Source organism: Deltaproteobacteria bacterium (assembly GCA_029860075.1).
Taxonomy (GTDB): Bacteria; Desulfobacterota; JADFVX01; order JADFVX01; family JADFVX01; genus JAOUBX01.
This window is the reverse complement of sequence record JAOUBX010000005.1, coordinates 1-14,839: the sequence shown is the minus strand read 5'-3', so window position 1 is coordinate 14,839 and position 14,839 is coordinate 1. Positions and strand designations below refer to the sequence as shown.

Sequence of the window (14,839 nt, the reverse complement as noted above, 5' to 3'; positions counted from 1 at the left end):
GAAATAAATGGCCCCCATAAAAAAAGGCAAGGTAGAGGTAAGGGTAACGACAACGAGAAGCGTCATATACGGCTCCCTTTCCAAGGCGGAAACATTCAGGACCCTCGACCTGTTAAACAGCAAGGAAAAGTTTATTGCCCTTACCGATGCCATCGTTTTCGATGGCGAACAGAGTGAAAAGCAGCATAAAAAATTTGTTGCCATCAATACAAACAATATAATATCCGTCGAGGAGATGTAAAAATCTCCCCGGCAGCCCTTATTAATTTTTTAAAAGGGAGTAAAATATTTTTAATGGCTGCCTTTTTTCACACCTCCATAACTCCCAATTGAACCACTTGTCATGCTTTTCATTTTCTATTGAGTCAAACTATGATAATCTTCTTATAAAGGGAATCTCTAATAATACGGGGCGAGCCTGTTAAGGGATCAAAAAATTCAGTTCAAGACAAAAATTACAGCTCAGCCTGCAGGTAATTTTTTTAACGCAGAAGGCGGATTTTTTGAACCTTTAGACAGGAGGCATGAATTATTAGAGCGTCCATAAAAACCCGGAGAGACCGCCTATGAGCAATCAATGTTGCAGCAAATGCGTTAAAAACTTTTATGAAGGCAGCCTCAAATATATTGTCAGGATAAAGGTGCTTGCCGATTTTGACGGTCATACAGGCAGTGACGATGAAGCCGGCGCCGATGACCTCGAAAGTCTGATCAGACAAATTGAAAAGTCAGCGCCTGAAACACTTGAAAATGATATTCATCAGGAAATGGTCTTTCTCCTCTGCAAAAATTGCAGGAACACCTTTGTGAAAAACCCTTTGAATTTTTCACGGGAAAGTGGCGAAAAAAAAGAAAGTTTCTCAGGTCTGCTTCATTAGGTTTTTCAATTAATCGCTTGACTGCAAACGCTTTTTGTTTTAAAAAGTCCTAATAGCAAGATAAGGAGGTAAGCATTGGCACTCATTGATGACCCGGAAGCGGCAAGAAGACTTTCGAGAGCTATCGTATCAGACGTTGCACTTTACAATCAGGCAAAGGTCCAGGAGGGCATTCAAAAGGACAACCTCTTTGAAATCCTCGAAGAAGAGCTCGATGAGGGGAGAAAACTCTATAATTCGAGAGTATCTCCCGATATCCTCGAAAAACATAATTTCTATGATCTTGCAATAGTCGATGTCCTTATCAAACAAAGCGGAAGGATCGAGTCAGATATCTGGAAGTAACGCCGAAAGGGCCCTCATTGAAGTCGGCCCTGAAAGTGCGGGAAACAGGCTGGACCATTTCCTCGCATCAAAAATCCCCTCCCTTTCAAGAAACAGAATCAAACATCTCATCAAAGACGGATTTATCCATATTTCACCCCACTCTACCGTAAAAAGCAGTCTCAAGCTCAAAGGGGGCGAAGTTATTGAACTTACCATCCCTGAAGCTGAACCTCTTGAAGCGCTGCCTGAAAACCTGGACATGAGGGTCCTCTTTGAAGACAACGCCATTATTGTTATCGATAAAGAAGCCGGCATGGTCGTTCATCCCGCGGCAGGCCATTCGGGAGGAACGCTTGTCAATGCCCTCCTTTATCATTGCAGCGATCTTTCAGGTGTGGGCGGCAAGTTAAGGCCCGGCATAGTGCATCGCCTTGACAAAGACACCTCCGGTGTTATGATTGTCACAAAGAATGATGAGGCCCACAACAAAATGGCAGCACAATTCAAGGCCCACAGTATTTTGAGAAAATACAAAGCGCTCGTATACGGTGTGATGGCTCAGAAAGGGACCATTGATGAACCCCTGGGAAGACACCCCGGGGAGAGAAAAAAGATTGCCCCCGTCAAAGGGGGCCGAAGGGCGGTAACTCACTGGACGCTGTTAAAGGCCTATGAGGGGCTTTCACTGGTAGAGCTTACCCTTGAAACAGGGCGGACGCACCAGATCAGGGTACACCTTTCCAACAAGGGACATGCCGTCGCAGGAGACCAGACCTACGGCAGTTCAGGCAGGGCGGGGGAGATAAAGAACAAGGCCATCAGGGACAAAGTCAAAGCGATGAAGCGCCAGGCGCTTCATGCATGGGCGCTCGGCTTTAACCACCCTGTTAGCGGCGAGTATATGGAGTTTCACTCTCAACTGCCCCGGGATATACAGAACATAATCGATTTACTGGAATCTCAGGTCTGATGCATACTGAAAAAAACAAAAAAATAATATCATCACCGGAACCGAATAAAGCGCCTCTGCTTCTCGAAGCGCCCCTTTTTAAAAACCATTCTCAGATCATTCATGCCTTTTCAACAAGAACAGGCGGTTACAGTAAGGCGCCCTTCGACTCTCTCAACCTTTCCTGCAAAACAGGAGACGAGAAGAATAATGTAAAAAAAAATATTGAAAGGCTTAACCTTTTTCTCTCTATAGACTCACCCCCTTTTTTTCTCGATCAGGTTCACGGAAATAATGTCCTTGTTGCCGATGATATTAAATCCCATGAAAGTCACTATCCTTTCGATGCAATCATTACTTCAAACAAGGAAAAGGCAATCGTTATTCTTACGGCAGATTGTCTCCCCCTGCTCCTTTATGATCCTGTAAAATCTGTTATCGCAGCCATTCATGCGGGCTGGAAGGGAACGTCCCTGCAAATCGCAGAAAAAACCGTCACAAAAATGAAAGAGCGATTTAAATCGGACCCCGCCCATATTATCGCTGCCATAGGACCGGCAATCGGACCCTGCTGCTACGAAGTTGACCATCCTCTTGTATCAGCCTTTGAAGGACTGAATTCATATCACCCTGAAACACTCCATTCATTTATATCTCCCGCAGAGGGGAAAAATGACCGATGGATGTTCGACCTTGCCCGGGCAAACCGCCTGCAACTCTTGAATGTCGGATTAATACAGGATAATATAGATGAACTGCAACTATGCACCTGCTGCCGGAGCGATCTCTTTTATTCCTACAGGCGTGACGGAAAACATTCAGGGCGCCAGGGGGCAATTCTAATGATTAAAGAAAGCCATCTGCAAAAAAAGGTCCCTTGATATGGAAATACACATATCCGACAGATCGATTATAAACAGGATCCTCCAGAGAAAAAGCAAGGGGAGGCATTTCGCCAAAGAGATCGATCTCGGGGAAGTTTTGAGGGAAATACTCTACAGGGCCAATGAATTCGTCCCCTCTGAGGCGGGCTCCATACTGATCGACGACCCCCTCCCCAAGCTTCGCAAAGATAAAGAGGGAAAGCTCTTTTTCGTAGCCTGTTTCGGTCCGGGCTCAGAGTCGCTGGTAGGAAATTCACTCCCTGACAATGTCGGCATTGTAGGAGAAACCTACAGAATGGGCCGACCCTATTTGAGTGAAGATGTCAATAAAGATGCTAAATTTTTTTCCGGTATCGACAAGAAAATTAAATACCGGTCCAGGTCGATCATTGCTCTGCCCATAAAAAGGGATAGTTCGGTAATCGGCATAATAGAGCTTATCAACAGGAAGGAAAAGGGGAATTTCGACGAAAAGGACCTGGCCATTCTCGATGTTTTCGCAAAATACACATCCACACTCATCGCCAATGCCCTCGATGCAAGAAGGTTTGAGGACCTCTCCAAACGAGACAACCTGACGGGGCTTTTTAATGACAGGTATTTCTATGACAGGCTTGCCGTTGAAATAAGCAGGGTTCGTGAAGAAGGTGGCGAACTGTCGCTCATATTTTTTGACCTTGACCATTTTAAGGATGTAAATGACACCTACGGGCACCTGGCGGGAAGCAGGACCCTTAAAGAAGTGGCAATCCTTGTAGAAGATGTGCTTATCGGCATCGACTGCTTTCCTGCAAGATACGGCGGAGACGAATATGTCATTATCCTTCCCGGTCTTTCACTGGAAGAGGCCGGGAAGCATGCCGAAAAAATCAGGGAGGCCATTGCATCGAATACCTTTTTAAAAGAAAGAAACGGCGCTGACAATCCCCCGCTCAATATTAGCGGACTTATTTCCTGCAGTGTCGGTGTTGCCTCTCTCCAGGCCAACGTGGGACAAAAAAAGAGCGTCACTGAAGCCGAGGAAGGGCTCGTCCGGGCGGCCGATACAGCCATGTACCAGGCCAAGGAAAGCGGCAAGAACAAGGTTTGCCTTGCCCGGGGTGTGCTTTAGTGTCCCCTCTCATCATTATTTTATTATCATTTCGAATGTATGGAAGAAATCTAAACATCGTTTATGCCCCCCGGAGCAAAAGGTGCTTTTAGTCGGCCTTACAGGAGGAATAGCCTCCGGGAAAAACAGTATTGCCCGGATACTGGAGGAGTTTGGCGCCAGGATCATCGATGCAGATATTATTTGCAGGGAACTGGTGGAAAAGGGGAAACCTGCCTGGCAGGAAATCGTTCACTTTTTCGGCAATGATATCCTCCTGGAAGACGGTACTTTAGACCGGAAAAAACTGGGCAGGATAGTTTTTGAAGATGCAGGCAAAAGAGAAGTCCTCAATTCCATCATTCATCCAAAAGTTATTGACGAAGAATTGAGACTGGCACGACTCATGGAAAAGGAAGATCCTCATGCGCTGGTCGTTGTCAATGCCGCCCTTCTTATTGAAAGTGGAAATCACAAAAATGCAGACAAAATCATTGTTGTCGGCGCCAATGAAAATCAAATCATCGATCGCATCATTAAAAGGGACGGAATTACCAGGAAGGAGGCAAAACTCCGTATGGCTTCCCAGCTTCCCTTTCGGGAAAAAATAAAGCATGCCCATTATGTCATCGAAAATAATGGAACATTTGAAGCATTGAGAAAAAATGTTGAACAGGTCTATAAAGATCTGGCCCGCCTTCTTTGACGCCGATCCCCGGAAAAAACCGTTATTTGTCTGTAAGCAACACTGGAGGGTACCTCTAAAAATATGGAAAAAAAACTGGAAAATTGTAAATGACTTATCTATAATGCTGAGCATTTAAAACCAAAAAACTTTTTTCAGGGTAAATAATCATGACAGAAAGAGTTAAAAGTATCATAGGCAACATAAATATCGACAAGGAAGACTATATCTCCAGGGCTCTGGACCAGGTGGAAGCGCTTCAAAATCTGACCGATGAGGAAAAGATTGATCTTACAGCCGCGCTTACTACCATATTCTATCATGATCATGCCGGAAATCTGGATATGACCAGACTGGCAAACCGGGCGGAAAAACAGATCGCCAGATTCGGAGAAGCTGTTCTCCCCACGCTGGCGGGGGAGCTTATCGATGCAGACCCTGAATCAGCGGCCCACATAGGCAGGGCAATCGCCCTCAATGGAGCGCCGGCGGTGAGTGTCCTTCTCCATGCCTGGAATAATAATCGTGAAGACGACTTTGCCATCATTAACATACTGCAAACGCTCTCTTATTCAAGGACGGAAGAGGTGGTCACGGCCATGGCTGAAATCCTTGTGGCCGCAAAATCAAAAAACCACCAGGTCAGGGCAGAAGCCCTTTACGCCGTGGGAAAGCTTTCCTTAAGACTTTCGGCAGATACCTTTGACGACAAGCTGAAGCTGAAAATGTTCGATACGGCATTTACCCTTCTCTCCGACACAAAGCCTCTTGTTAGAAAAGATGCGGCAAGGGCCCTTGGAAAGATGCTTAAAAAAGGTATCCTCGACGATGGTCAGAAAAAGAAGGTTTTCCAGGCCTTTAATGCCATACTGGGCAAGGACGAAAAACACGAGTGGGATTATGCCTTTATTGTTCGCCATGAGGCAGAACACTACCTCCCCTATTGTAAAGGTTCTGAAACCCTTGCCGACCGTTACAGGCAGTCTTACAGGATTCTGACGAAACGTGAACTCTGTGACAGGACCTTCCACTTTACTATTGAAGCCCCTTTTATTGCGAGAAAGCTGCAGGCCGGCCAGTTCATCATCGTCAGGCCCCATGAATTGAGTGAGCGTATTCCTCTCTCCATCTGCGGCTGGGATGAAGAAAAGGGAAGCATCCATATTATCGTCATGGCTGTAGGTAAAACCTCTACGGAAATCAACAACATGAAAGTGGGTGACTGCTTTGCCGATATCGTCGGTCCTCTGGGAGAAAGATCTCATGTGAAAAAGCATGAAGGAACCTGTGTCGTTATCGGAGGAGGTTACGGTACGGGCGCTATCATCCCCACTGCCCGCGATTTCAAAAAGCTGGGCAACAAAGTGATTGGTATCGTCGGTGCAAGAAATAAAGACCTGCTCATTATGGTTGACGAACTGAGTGAGGTCTGTGACGAAGTAATCTGTACCACCAATGACGGTTCTCAAGGCAAAGAAGGTTTTGTTACCGATGCCCTGAGAGAAATCATGGACGGAGAAAAGGTGAGTCACGTCCTTGCCGTCGGTCCGGTGCCCATGATGGAAGCCGTCAGCAAAATGACAAAACCCGACAACATTGAAACCTTCGTTTCACTTAACGCCATTATGGTCGATGGTACGGGAATGTGCGGTGCATGCCGTGTCAGTGTCGGTGGAGATACGAAGTTTGCCTGCTTCCATGGCCCTGACTTTAACGGCCATGAAGTTGATTTCGACCAGCTTGTTAAAAGACAGAAAATGTTTGTTGAGGCAGAAAAGAAGGCCTTTGCAACACTGGATAGATAGGAGAGTTAGCTATGTCTGAGGAATGTATCAAGGAACTGAGCAATAAAGAGAGAATGAACCTCCCCTTCCAGGAGATGCGCCTTCATGCTGCCGGGGAGAGGATCAAGAACTTTGAAGAGGTACCTGTCGGCTACTCTGAAGAGGAAGCCATAGCCGAGGCAATGCGCTGCATTCAGTGCAAAAAACCTGACTGTATAACAGGCTGCCCTGTCGGCATCGACATCCCGGCTTTTATCAAGCTCATTGAAGAGGGAAAACCCGCTGAAGCGGCTAAAAAAATCAGGGAAACAAACTTCCTGCCTGCCGCATGCGGCCGTGTCTGCCCACAGGATAAACAGTGCCAGGCCGTCTGCATTGTTGGTAAAAAGAATCTCCCTGTCGGCATTGGAGGCCTGGAAAGATATGCCGCCGACTACGAGCGAGAGCACGGCACCCTTGAACTGCCGGAAATCCCTGAAACAACGGGAAAAAAGGTGGCCATTGTCGGCTCCGGTCCCGCCGGTCTTACTGCTGCCTATGAACTTCGCATTAAAGGTCATGACGTTGTCGTCTTCGAAGCCTTCCACAGGGCCGGTGGCGTTCTTGTCTACGGGATTCCCAGGTTTAGATTACCTCTTGAAATTATAGATGAAGATGTGGCCTTCCTTGAAAAGTTAGGCGTTCAGTTTGTTTATAACATGATTATCGGTAAGGTGCTCACCCTTGATGACCTTATCGATAAAGAAGGCTTTGACGCCGTCTTTATCGGTTCCGGTGCAGGACTTCCCAAGATGCTCGATGTACCCGGTGTTAATGCCAACGGCGTTTATTCAGCCAATGAATACCTGACGAGGATCTACCTCATGCAGGCAGATAAATTCCCCAAATTTACAACACCCCTCTACCAGGGCAAAAAGGTAGCCGTCATCGGTGCAGGTAATACGGCCATGGACGTGCTTAGAACGGCCAAACGCCTCGGTGCCGACACAACCTGTTACTACCGACGTTCTCATGAGGAGGCCCCGGCAAGGACGGAAGAACTGGAACATGCGGAACAGGAATTCCTTAACTGGAAGTGGCTCTCCAATCCGGCGGAAATCATTACCGATGAAAACAACTTCGTTAAGGCTATCAAATGTGAAAAGATGGAACTTTCCGAACCCGATGAATCGGGCAGAAGACGTCCTGTTCCGACAGGAGAATTCTTTACGGAAGACTGCGATACCGTCGTCATGTCTCTCGGTTGCGATGTAAATCCCATTATCCCTTCAACGGACGAGAAGGTAAGAATCAACAAATGGGGCGTTATTATGGTTGATGAAGGAACCTGCCAGACAAGCAAGGAAGGTGTTTTTGCCGGCGGCGACGCTATTACCGGCGGATCGACAGTTATCCTGGCAATGGGGCAGGCCAAACTGGCAGCCGCCTCCATTCACAAGTACCTGCAGGGGGAACTGAAAGAAAAACCGAATGTTCCCACCGATCCCAATTACTGGGTCAAGGAGTGGAAATTCTCCTGACCAGTCATTTTGTGAACTGCAAAAAAGCCCGGTATAAAGCCGGGCTTTTTTTATGTAATAAAGCTGGAAACAGGAATTAGTTAGAGGGAGTGCGGCCCTCTAAGTCCGGCAGGACACTAGGGCTCAAAGCCTCCCCACATGACCGACTGGTTTCGCCCTCTCTTTTTAGCTTCATAAAGGGCCTTATCTGCAAACTTGACCAGATCTTCCGCCCTGGAGATGTCTTCCTGATTGCAGGTAGTGATGCCAAGGCTTATGGTAAGGGGCTCTTTCGCCGGCAGCGCTGAATATTTGCTCTTTTTTACAGACGTTCTGATCCTTTCCGCCTGAAACATGGCCCCCTTTTCCTCGGTATGAGGGAGGAGGATGACAAACTCTTCTCCACCATACCTGGCGGCAACGTCCGTCTTCCTTATGGTTCTCAAAATGACCCGGGCCAGTTCTTTAAGGATAGTATCCCCCTTCCTGTGACCGTAGGTATCGTTAATTTTTTTAAAAAAATCAATGTCCAGCATGATACATGAAAGGGAAACATGATAACGGAGGGAAATATTATATTCCTCCTCAAGACGGTTATAGAAATAGCGGTGGTTGAATAATCCCGTCAAACCATCGGTTGTGGCCAGTTTTTCCAGTTCCATATTGGCCACCCTCAGGGAATCGACAAGTCTGGCATTTTCAAGAACATTTTCAGCGGCCCTCGCCACAACCTGGCAAAAACTTATCTCCTTTTCCGAAATGCGCTCCTTTTCGGTAGCCACTCTCAAAAGCAGTGTTCCGATAAATTTATCTCTTATGGAAATGGGAATAACTGCCAGGGAATGAAAAGGGAGTTCATTAAGATGCTTTCCACTCGCCTTCATGACGGGGTCCGATTGAATATCGTTAATAATAACATCCCTCTTCAGTTCTATGGCGCGCCTTACTTCAGGGTAAATGGCAAGATCAATGCTTACGCCCTTTGTCTGCACATCATCGTTGGATGCAATAATATTTCCCGAGTTCTCCTTCTCATCGATCTGAACAATGGAACATCTCACTGCATCAAGGGAAGAGGCCACCTTGTTGGCAATGTCACTCAATATGTCGCTGCTGCTGTGAAGCGTCGTCAGCGATTCATAAATGTCGAGCACATTGAGAAGGTCCTTTTTATGAAAGTTGGTATAAAGACTTTTTGCTCTTAAACAGGATTTAATCTTTGCAACCAGTTCAGGAATATAAACAGGTTTGGCCACATAATAATCGGCAGATTCATGGACCTTTTTCTCTCTTCCATTACTCTCATCACGGTCTATGAGGACAATGGCGGGAATAGCCGATAGAGACTTGTCACTCTTTAATTTACAGCAAAGGGCTTCCCCGCTCATATCGGGCAGGGACTCTGAAATAAGCAGCAGATGAGGGGGGGATTTTTTTATTTTTTTTAAGACCTCTTTCCCTTTATCAATGAAGGTCAGGTCAAATTCATGAGAAAGGCTGTCCGAAAGATATTCCCTGAACAGGAGATCACTATCAACAACGATAAGGTTGCTTCTTTTTTCCGTCAAAGCCTGCTCTCCATTAATTAAGCGTCTTTTTACTTATCCATGTAATCCATGAGCTCTCTTTGCACTTGTAAATTAACCTGAACAATAGAAAGTTTAGTCGAAGTGGAGAGCCTTTTCAATTCGTCATATTCGGGGCGCAGGGCTTTAATACCACCGGGCCCGCTAATTTCTTTCACTCTCACCTCACCAAAAGAGGTAAGGATCTTTCGTTCAGACCGCCTTAGTTTAGACCGCTTTGCAAGGTGAGATCTTATTCCGATGGTTGTGCTTCCCCTGAAGATAATTGCAGCGGCCTTATCTTTTAAAGTTTCGGGAATAATCACCTGCAAAAGCGTGGCCGGTCTGTACTTTTTCATGTAGAGAGGCATCATGGCAACATCGAGGGCGCCTGCCTCAAAAAGTTCCTCCACCAGGGGTTCAAAAAACTGGGGATTCATATCGTCGATGGAGGCTTCCAGAACAAGAACAGTATCTTCTTCATAGCTGCCGGCTGCATGTTCCGCCTCCCCGAGGAAGACCCGGAGCAAATTGGGCCTTGAATGCAGGTCCTTTTCACCGGCACCATAGCCTATAGTCTCAATGGACATGGGGGGTATTTCTCCATGGGAAGAGGCAAGGACATTAACAATGGCTGCCCCTGTAGGGGTCACCAGTTCAAACTTTTCTTCTGAGTGAGCAAAAGGCACTCCCTTGAGAAGTTCCGCCGTCGCAGGAGCAGGAATGGGCATAGGCCCGTGGTCACACTTGACAATACCCGTCCCCGTAACAAGGGGAGAGGTGGCGACGGAAGCTATCCGGAAATGATCCATCCCTATGGCAGCACCAACAATATCGACAATGGAATCGATGGCCCCCACTTCATGAAAATGGACCTTTTCAGGCGGAATGGCATGGACCTTCCCTTCCGCTTCAGCAATGGCGGCAAAGACGCTTAAGCTCATCTTTTTTACTTCATCTTTGAGCGAAGATTTTTCGATGATGTCTCGAATATCACTGTAATGCCTGTGATGCTGCTCTTTCTCAAGATGGACGGAAAATTTGGCAGCATCAATGCCGTTCTTCTTCACTCGTTCACAGCTCAGCCTGTAGCCGTCAAGAGGAAGCTTTTTTATTTCACTTTCAAGCTTTTCCAGAGGGAGACCGGCATCGATAAAAGCCCCCACCATCATGTCGCCGCTTATACCGGAAAAACAATCCAAATAGGCAATCTTCATTTTACACCCTGTTAATAAGGCTGGCCGCATAGGCCGCCCCGAACCCGTTGTCTATATTTACTACCGTCACACCGGAGGCACAGCTGTTGAGCATGGCAAGGAGCGCCGTCACGCCATTAAAGCTGGCGCCGTAACCGACACTGGTCGGCACAGCAATAACGGGACAGGAGACGAGTCCCCCGACAACACTGGGCAGGGCGCCTTCCATACCGGCAACGGCAATAATAACGGAAGCTCCGGCCAGCTTTTCATGGCGGCTTAGCAAACGGTGAATACCGGCAACACCCACGTCATATAGCCTCTCCACCCGGTTTCCCATCATATCCGCCGTATGGAAAGCCTCTTCAGCGACAGGGATATCGGATGTCCCCGCAGAAACAACGAGGATGTCCCCCTTCCCTTCCACCTTTATCTCTCCCTTAATAATCTTCATAACCCCGGCATCACTCACATACTCGGCACCATCGATTTCCCCGGAAATGTGCCTTGCCTTTTCTTCATCGAGCCGGGTTATAAGAACGTTATGCCCGCTATTTATCATCTCTTTGGCAATGGCTGCAATCTTTCCGGCATCCTTGCCTTCCCCGAAGATGACTTCGGGAAAGCCCTGCCTCAGCTCCCTGTGGGAGTCCACATTAGCAAAACCGAGGTCCCGGAAAGGGAGGTGCCTCAGTTCCCGGACAGCCTCATCGACATCCAGCTTACCCGCCTTGATTGCAGTTAATATTTCTTCAAGTTTGTCTTTTCTCAAGTTAATCTTCCTTAATTCTTATTATTGCCCTCTTCTTACCGTAGGGTGGGTTAAACCTCACTCTGGCAATCGGTTTAATTTTGGACGAATATATTTTTTTGTCGCCTATACATTCATCATCTAAGCCACCATTTCGATGTCACATTAAACAGTAGTAGTAGGGTGGGTTAAATCCTTCTTTGGCAATCAGTAAAAGTTTTAAAGTAAGTATTTTTTAGCGATATTCACACTCTTAAATTAACCCACCATTTTTGATGAAGCTATTAAACAGGGCTGGTGGGTTTGTTGTAGATTAAGCTTATCCGTAAAAAGTAACTTTATTTACTTAATGAGCTATTGGCAAAATGAAACTTAACCCACCCGACATCATTTCTGTCATTTCGAGCAAAGCGAAAAATCCTGGGTTATCAATAAATTGTTCTATTTACTTCCCCAGCAAGCTAAACATATTCTTCTTGTAAAACTCCACCCCCGGCTGATCGAAGGGATTAACCCCCAGCAGATAACCCGACATAGCCACGGCCCTTTCAAAGAAGTAAAAAAGCTGGCCCAGCGTTTCGGGAGACCTGTCTTTAAGAGACAAGGTCATGTTAGGCACACCACCGTCGCGGTGGGCCATGGCCGTTCCCCTGTGAGCTTTGTCGTTGACAAAATCAAGGCTTTTACCGGCAATGTAGTTAAGACCATCGAGATCATCATCCACTTTGGGAATGGTAATTTCCCTGTTAGATTTTTCTATGGTCATAAAGGTCTCAAAAATTATACGGTTTCCTTCCTGGATCCACTGTCCCATGGAATGCAGATCTGTCGTGAGATCAACGGACGCAGGAAAGAGGCTTTTGCCTTCTTTCCCTTCACTCTCTCCGGCAAGCTGTTTCCACCATTCGGCAACAAAGTGAAGGGAGGGATGAAAGGATGACAGTATTTCAATGGTCTTTCCCTTTTGGTAGAGGATATTCCGGATTGCCGCATACCTGTAGGCAAGGTTGCTTTCAAAACCGGCGTCGGCGGAACTCTTTTCGGCCTCTGCGGCTCCGCTCACCAGTTTTCCGATATCGATGCCTGCAACGGCAATGGGGAGTAAACCGACAGGCGTGAGAACAGAATAGCGGCCTCCCACGTCATCAGGAATAACAAAGGTTTTATAACCTTCTTCATGAGCCAGTTTTTTTAACGCGCCACGGCTGCTATCGGTAGTCGCAATGATCCTCTTTCTCGCCTCTTTCCTGCCATAGCGCTGTTCCGCTTTTTCCTTAAGAAGGCGGAAGGCAATGGCCGGTTCCGTCGTCGTTCCCGACTTGGAAATCACATTGAGGCAGATATCTTTCTCTTCTATCACATCAAAGAGATCAGCCAGATAATCAGAACTGATATTTTGTCCTGCAAAGTAGATCTCCGGAGACCTGCCGGTCCTTTTTTTCAACTGGTTGTTAAAAGTATGCGTTACAAATTCAATAGCCGCCTTTGCCCCGAGATAGGAGCCTCCGATACCGATACTGACAAAGACATCAGCCATCTCCCGGACTTCATGGGCTCTTTCCTTAATATCGTCCAGCACATCACCTGTAATGGATGAGGGAAGATGAAGCCATCCCAGGTAATCACTTCCCTTTGACCTGCCGGCTTCCATTGCTTCATGAATTTTTGAGACATCTCCCTGCAAGCGGGCTATCTCGTCATCGCTCACATAAGATTCGAGGTTGTCCCTATCGAGCTTGATTGCATTCATAAAATTCCTCCCCAAAATAGAATAATCATAATTTTTTCATCATTTCCCTGCCACGGACGGCTGCGCCCATAAGACCGACCTCTTCCCTGAGAACGACCCCGACAGGAATACGGCGAAGCAGGTCTGCCATACGCCCCTTATTAAGAAAGGCCTCCAGAAAAGTCCTCTCCTTAAATCTGACGGCAATCTTGGCCGCAATACCTCCGGCAATATAGAGTCCGCCATAGGGAAGGAATTTAAGGGCCACATTGCCTGCTTCCGAACCATATAGGGAGAGAAAAATATGGAGCGCTTTTTCCGCTAACAGGTCATTTCCCTCGACGGCATGTTTTGCAATAACAGCGGCGGGATCATTATTCTTCATTTCGGTAATGATGGAATCATTCGCCCCATGAGCTGATGTCTCCTTCAGATAGTTGAAGATATTAACAAGCCCCTGACCGGAAAGAAGCCTCTCAAAACTGACATGACCCAATTTACCCATTAGATACTTTAGCAATCCAATCTCTTCGTCTGAAGTGGGAGAAAAAGTAGCATGTCCACCTTCAGACGAAATCACTTCATATCCTCCACCTGCCTGCGAATAAAAAGCGGCGCCCTCTCCGAGACCCGTTCCGGCGCCGAGCACTGCAATGGGACCGTTCTTCTCCTTTTTACCTTCATTTAGAATGAGTTTGTCTGAATCATTTAAAAAAGGAATGCCCCAAATTATTGCCGTAAAGTCATTGACAAGACCAACCTTCCGCAAGGAAAGGGCCGAGGCCACACTTTTTTCATCCACCGTCCAGGGAAGGTTTGTTGTCCGGCACCTGCCATCTTTAACAGCGCCTGCAATACCAAAAGAAGCGACCGTTTTTGACCTGTCGAGGGAAAGAAAGGCAAGAAATTCTTCAATAATCTCCTCGAGGGAAGAGTAAGCCCCGCTTTCATATCTTGCAAGATGATTAAAGGCTATCTCATCATTTCCTGCCTCCACCAGGGCAAGGATGGTTTTTGTTCCCCCAATATCGCCAGCCAGTATGTTGCTTGTCGGCATTAAATCTCCTTTTTTCATCACCTGGAAATTACGCTGTTAATACTAGCAGAGCTTTGGCTTTTAGGAAAGCAGAGAGTATCAGAAAAAATGGCTCCTTTCCCCAAGGCGGCCTCAGGCACAATAGGAAACATGAAGCGCCATTCTATATTTGTCATTGCTAATGCAGATGAGCAATTATTCGATTGAATCCCTTAGGATAGTCAAGATTTATCCCTTCCGTAAAAGTGACAGAGAATAAGCAGCGCACATCTGTGTCTAAATATATTTTAATTAATCTTTGAAATCCCTGTCCTTTGGGCGGGGTTAGAGTTAAAAGGTTATGCCATAATAATTTTACTTTTCTTTTGCTGGATTTATGCCCCTTGAGGGTACAAAGAAAAGTAACAAAAGAAAGGCCGCCCTAAAACCTGGTCCCGCCAAGGCGGGACTCCCCTCCTTCCACCGT

General features: G+C 46.7%; 14 protein-coding genes. 9 read left to right on the top strand and 5 right to left on the bottom strand.

What is annotated here, in order from left to right:
• The first annotated feature begins 7 nt into the window (after positions 1-7).
• The 9 genes from OEV42_02465 (at position 8) to gltA (ending at position 8,117) form a co-directional block, all read left to right on the top strand.
• The gene (locus OEV42_02465) at positions 8-241 is read left to right on the top strand and encodes a hypothetical protein (GenBank protein MDH3973120.1); all 234 of its coding nucleotides are present in this window, start codon (positions 8-10) and stop codon (positions 239-241) included.
• A 325-nt stretch (positions 242-566) separates the two neighbouring features.
• Positions 567-878, top strand: coding sequence for a hypothetical protein (locus tag OEV42_02460; GenBank protein MDH3973119.1), 312 nt, complete (start codon positions 567-569; stop codon positions 876-878).
• A gap of 75 nt (positions 879-953) precedes the next feature.
• Positions 954-1,223, top strand: coding sequence for a hypothetical protein (locus tag OEV42_02455; protein ID MDH3973118.1), 270 nt, complete (start codon positions 954-956; stop codon positions 1,221-1,223).
• Positions 1,174-2,175, top strand: coding sequence for an RluA family pseudouridine synthase (locus tag OEV42_02450; protein ID MDH3973117.1), 1,002 nt, complete (start codon positions 1,174-1,176; stop codon positions 2,173-2,175). The genes OEV42_02455 and OEV42_02450 overlap by 50 nt, the downstream gene beginning before the upstream one ends.
• Positions 2,175-3,035: a peptidoglycan editing factor PgeF gene (pgeF, locus tag OEV42_02445; GenBank protein MDH3973116.1), complete on the top strand. Its 861-nt coding sequence runs from the start codon at positions 2,175-2,177 to the stop codon at positions 3,033-3,035. The genes OEV42_02450 and pgeF overlap by 1 nt, the downstream gene beginning before the upstream one ends.
• 1 nt (position 3,036) lies before the next feature.
• A complete protein-coding gene (locus tag OEV42_02440) occupies positions 3,037-4,149 on the top strand; it encodes a sensor domain-containing diguanylate cyclase (protein MDH3973115.1) in 1,113 nt (370 codons plus the stop codon).
• A gap of 82 nt (positions 4,150-4,231) precedes the next feature.
• Entirely contained in the window at positions 4,232-4,834 is a 603-nt protein-coding gene (gene coaE / locus OEV42_02435; GenBank protein ID MDH3973114.1) for a dephospho-CoA kinase, read from the top strand.
• A gap of 971 nt (positions 4,835-5,805) precedes the next feature.
• Complete coding sequence (locus tag OEV42_02430; GenBank protein MDH3973113.1) at positions 5,806-6,618, top strand: sulfide/dihydroorotate dehydrogenase-like FAD/NAD-binding protein; 813 nt, start codon at positions 5,806-5,808, stop codon at positions 6,616-6,618.
• Between the two features lie 11 nt (positions 6,619-6,629).
• On the top strand, positions 6,630-8,117 hold the full coding sequence (gltA, locus tag OEV42_02425) for an NADPH-dependent glutamate synthase (GenBank protein MDH3973112.1): 1,488 nt from the start codon (positions 6,630-6,632) through the stop codon (positions 8,115-8,117).
• A gap of 116 nt (positions 8,118-8,233) precedes the next feature.
• On the opposite strand, the gene OEV42_02420 is transcribed toward gltA, so the two are convergent.
• From OEV42_02420 to glk, 5 genes are all read right to left on the bottom strand, one after another.
• Positions 8,234-9,664 carry a diguanylate cyclase gene (locus OEV42_02420; protein MDH3973111.1) on the bottom strand — a complete coding sequence of 477 codons (1,431 nt, stop codon included), beginning with the start codon at positions 9,662-9,664 and terminating at the stop codon, positions 8,234-8,236.
• Positions 9,665-9,693: 29 nt separating this feature from the next.
• Positions 9,694-10,878 (bottom strand): nickel pincer cofactor biosynthesis protein LarC, encoded by a 1,185-nt coding sequence (larC, locus tag OEV42_02415; protein MDH3973110.1) that lies wholly within the window; start codon positions 10,876-10,878, stop codon positions 9,694-9,696.
• A gap of 1 nt (position 10,879) precedes the next feature.
• On the bottom strand, positions 10,880-11,629 hold the full coding sequence (gene larB, locus OEV42_02410) for a nickel pincer cofactor biosynthesis protein LarB (GenBank protein ID MDH3973109.1): 750 nt from the start codon (positions 11,627-11,629) through the stop codon (positions 10,880-10,882).
• Between the two features lie 424 nt (positions 11,630-12,053).
• Positions 12,054-13,358, bottom strand: coding sequence for a glucose-6-phosphate isomerase (locus OEV42_02405; GenBank protein MDH3973108.1), 1,305 nt, complete (start codon positions 13,356-13,358; stop codon positions 12,054-12,056).
• 25 nt (positions 13,359-13,383) lie between these two features.
• A complete protein-coding gene (glk, locus tag OEV42_02400; protein ID MDH3973107.1) occupies positions 13,384-14,394 on the bottom strand; it encodes a glucokinase in 1,011 nt (336 codons plus the stop codon).
• Positions 14,395-14,839 lie beyond the last annotated feature (445 nt).